Source organism: Planctomycetota bacterium, from assembly GCA_035574235.1.
GTDB lineage: Bacteria > Planctomycetota > MHYJ01 > MHYJ01 > JACPRB01 > DATLZA01.
On the sequence record DATLZA010000049.1, the window covers coordinates 1 to 2759 of the forward strand.

Annotated in this window: 3 protein-coding genes; all 3 read left to right on the plus strand. The window is 71.9% G+C overall.

The window, feature by feature from the left end; all coding sequences use genetic code 11:
• On the plus strand, positions 1-731 hold a 731-nt coding region (locus tag VNO22_03705), incomplete at its 5' end, for a (Fe-S)-binding protein (GenBank protein HXG60457.1).
• Positions 728-1846, plus strand: coding sequence for an alanine--glyoxylate aminotransferase family protein (locus VNO22_03710; protein HXG60458.1), 1119 nt, complete (start codon positions 728-730; stop codon positions 1844-1846). The genes VNO22_03705 and VNO22_03710, both read left to right, overlap by 4 nt.
• Complete coding sequence (locus VNO22_03715; protein ID HXG60459.1) at positions 1843-2757, plus strand: amidohydrolase family protein; 915 nt, start codon at positions 1843-1845, stop codon at positions 2755-2757. Before VNO22_03710 ends, VNO22_03715 begins: the two co-directional genes overlap by 4 nt.
• The last annotated feature ends 2 nt before the right edge of the window (positions 2758-2759 follow it).

Consider the following 2759-nt stretch of genomic DNA (forward strand, 5'->3'; position numbering starts at 1 on the left):
GGGTCGCCTTCCTCACCGGCTGCCTGGCCGACCAGCTCCTGGCGGATGTCAACGACGCGACCGTCCGCGTCCTCACCGAGAACGGATGCGAGGTGGAGGTGCGGCTCGACGAGCGCTGCTGCGGGGCGCTCCACATCCACAACGGCGCGCGGGACCAGGCCAAGGACCTGGCGCGGGCAAACGTGCGGGCCTTCGCCTCGGGCGGATACGACGCCCTGATCTCCAACGCCGCCGGGTGCAGCGCGGAGCTTCGCCACTACGGCGCGCTCCTGGGAGGCGACCCCGAGGCGCGCGCCTTCGGCGCCGGGGTCCGCGACGTGGCGGAATTTCTGGTCGAAATCGGATTCACGCCGCCGCGCGGAGAGATCCGCGCCCGGGTGGGGTATTCCGACCCGTGCCATCTTCTCCACGCCCAGAAGATCGCCGATCCGCCGCGGGCGATTCTTCGGGCGATCCCCGGCGTGGAGCTCGTGCCCCTCGAGGACGCCGAATTCTGCTGCGGAAGCGCGGGGATCTACTCCGTCACCGAGCCGGAGCTTTCGCGCCGGATTCTCGAGCGCAAGATCGACGCGGTCCGGCGCTCCGGGTGCGAAATCGTCGCGTCCGGCAATCCCGGATGCATTCTTCAGCTCCGATCCGGCTTGCGGGAGGCCGGCCTTCGGGTTAAGGTGGTCCATCCCGTGGAGCTTCTGGCGGAATCCTACGCCAGAGCCGAAGGAGAACGCCTATGAGCGCCCCCTATCCGCCCTTCCGTCCTCCCGAGCGGCTCCTCCTGGGGCCGGGCCCGAGCCCGGTGGATCCCCGCATTCTCGAGGCCTTCAACCGCCCGACGCTGGGGCACCTCGATCCGGCGTTTCTCGGGCTCATGGACCAGGTGCGGGACATGCTCCGCCGCGTGTTCCGGACGAAGAACGAGCTGACGTTCGCCGTCTCGGGCACGGGCACGGCGGGGATGGAGACGTGCCTGGTGAACCTGATCGAGCCGGGCGACGAAGTGCTCGTTCTCGTCCAGGGCTACTTCGGGCTTCGGATGGCCGATATCGCCGCCCGCTGCGGCGGGAAGGTGAAGACGCTCGAGGCCCGGTGGGGCGAGGGCTTCTCGCCCGACGCGGTCGAGGCGGCGCTCCGGGGGATGAAGCCGAAGGTCGTGGCCTTCGTCCACGCGGAGACCTCGACGGGGTACCGGCAGGACGTGCCGGAGATCGTGGAGGTCGCGCACCGGCACGGGGCGCTGGCGGTCGTGGACGCCGTAACCTCGCTCGGCGGAATTCCGGTCGAGACGGACGCCTGGGGAATCGACGCCGTCTACAGCGGCACGCAGAAGTGCCTCGGGGGTCCTCCGGGCCTGGCGCCGGTGTCCTTCAGTCCGCGCGCGGTCGAGGCCATGGAGCGCCGCCGCGCCAAGTGCGTCAGCTGGTATCTCGACATGACGCTCGTGCGCAACTACTGGGGCGGCAACCGCGCCTACCATCACACGGCGCCGATCAACAACGTCTACGGCCTTCACGAGTCGCTGCGGATCGTGCTCGAGGAGGGGCTCGAGAACCGCTGGAAGCGCCACGAGGAGGCGCATCAGCGTTTCGCGCGGGGGGCGGAGCGGCTGGGCCTGGAGTTCCAGGTGAAGGAGGGGCGGCGGCTGCCGCAGCTCAACGCGATCCGGATTCCCGCCGGCGCCGACGACAAGACGGTGCGGCGGCGACTGCTCGAGGAGCACGGCATCGAGATCGGCGGGGGCCTCGGGGAGTTGGCGGGCAAGGTCTGGCGCGTGGGCCTCATGGGATACGGCGCCCGGCCGGAGGTGGTGGACCGGGCGCTCGAGGCGTTCGCGCGGGTGCTGGGGAAGTGACGGCTTCGCGGCGCGGATTTCTCAAGCTGGGCGGGGCGCTTCTGGCGGCCGGGTGCGCGCCGGGCGGGGCGCCGCGGGAGCGGCGCGTCCCCGTGGTGGACGCGCACGTCCATTGTTTCGCGGGGCCGGACGATCCCCGCTTCCCCTATCATGAGCGCGCCCCGTACCGTCCCGACGAGGCCGCTCCGCCCGAGCGGCTGCTTTCCCTCATGGACGCGGCCGGCGTGGACTACGCGGTGGTCGTCCACCCCGAGCCGTACCAGGACGATCACCGCTATCTCGAGCACGTGCTGGACGCCGGGCGCGGGCGGCTGAAAGGCACGTGCCTTTTCTTCGCGGACCGTCCCCGCGCGATCGAGGAAATGCGGGCGCTCGCGCGCCGCCGGCCGGAGGTCGCGGCGGTGCGGATCCACGCCTACGCTCCGGAGCGGCTGCCCCCGTTCGGGCGGCCGGAGTTCGCCGCCTTCTGGAAGGCGGCGGCGGACCTGGGCCTGGCCGTGCAGCTGCACTTCGAGCCGCGCTGGGCCGCCGGCTTCGAGCCGTACCTGCGGGAGTTCCCGGGGGTCCGCGTCCTCGTGGACCACCTGGGGCGTCCGCTTCAGGGCACTCCTGAGGAGCACGAGCGGGTCGTGCGCTGGTCGGAGCGGGAGCGCACGTGGATCAAGCTTTCGAGCCTGGCGCCGCCGACTCAGTATCCGCACCGGGACCTGGGGCCCGTGGTGCGGCGCGTGGCGGCGGCCTATGGGGCGGGGCGGCTGCTCTGGGGCGGCGGATTCGACGCGCGCGCGACGGCGGAGTCCTACCGGGCCGCGCGCGAGCGGGCGCGGGCGCTCGTGGCGCATCTTTCGGCGGCCGAGCAGGCGGAGGTCCTGGGCGGGACGGCGGCGAAGCTTTTCGGATTCGCGGCCTGAGG

Coding starts and splice junctions, on each gene's coding strand:
- VNO22_03710 (HXG60458.1), top strand. CDS start 728: ATGAGCGCCCCCTATCCGCCCTTCCGTCCTCCCGAGCGGCTCCTCCTG.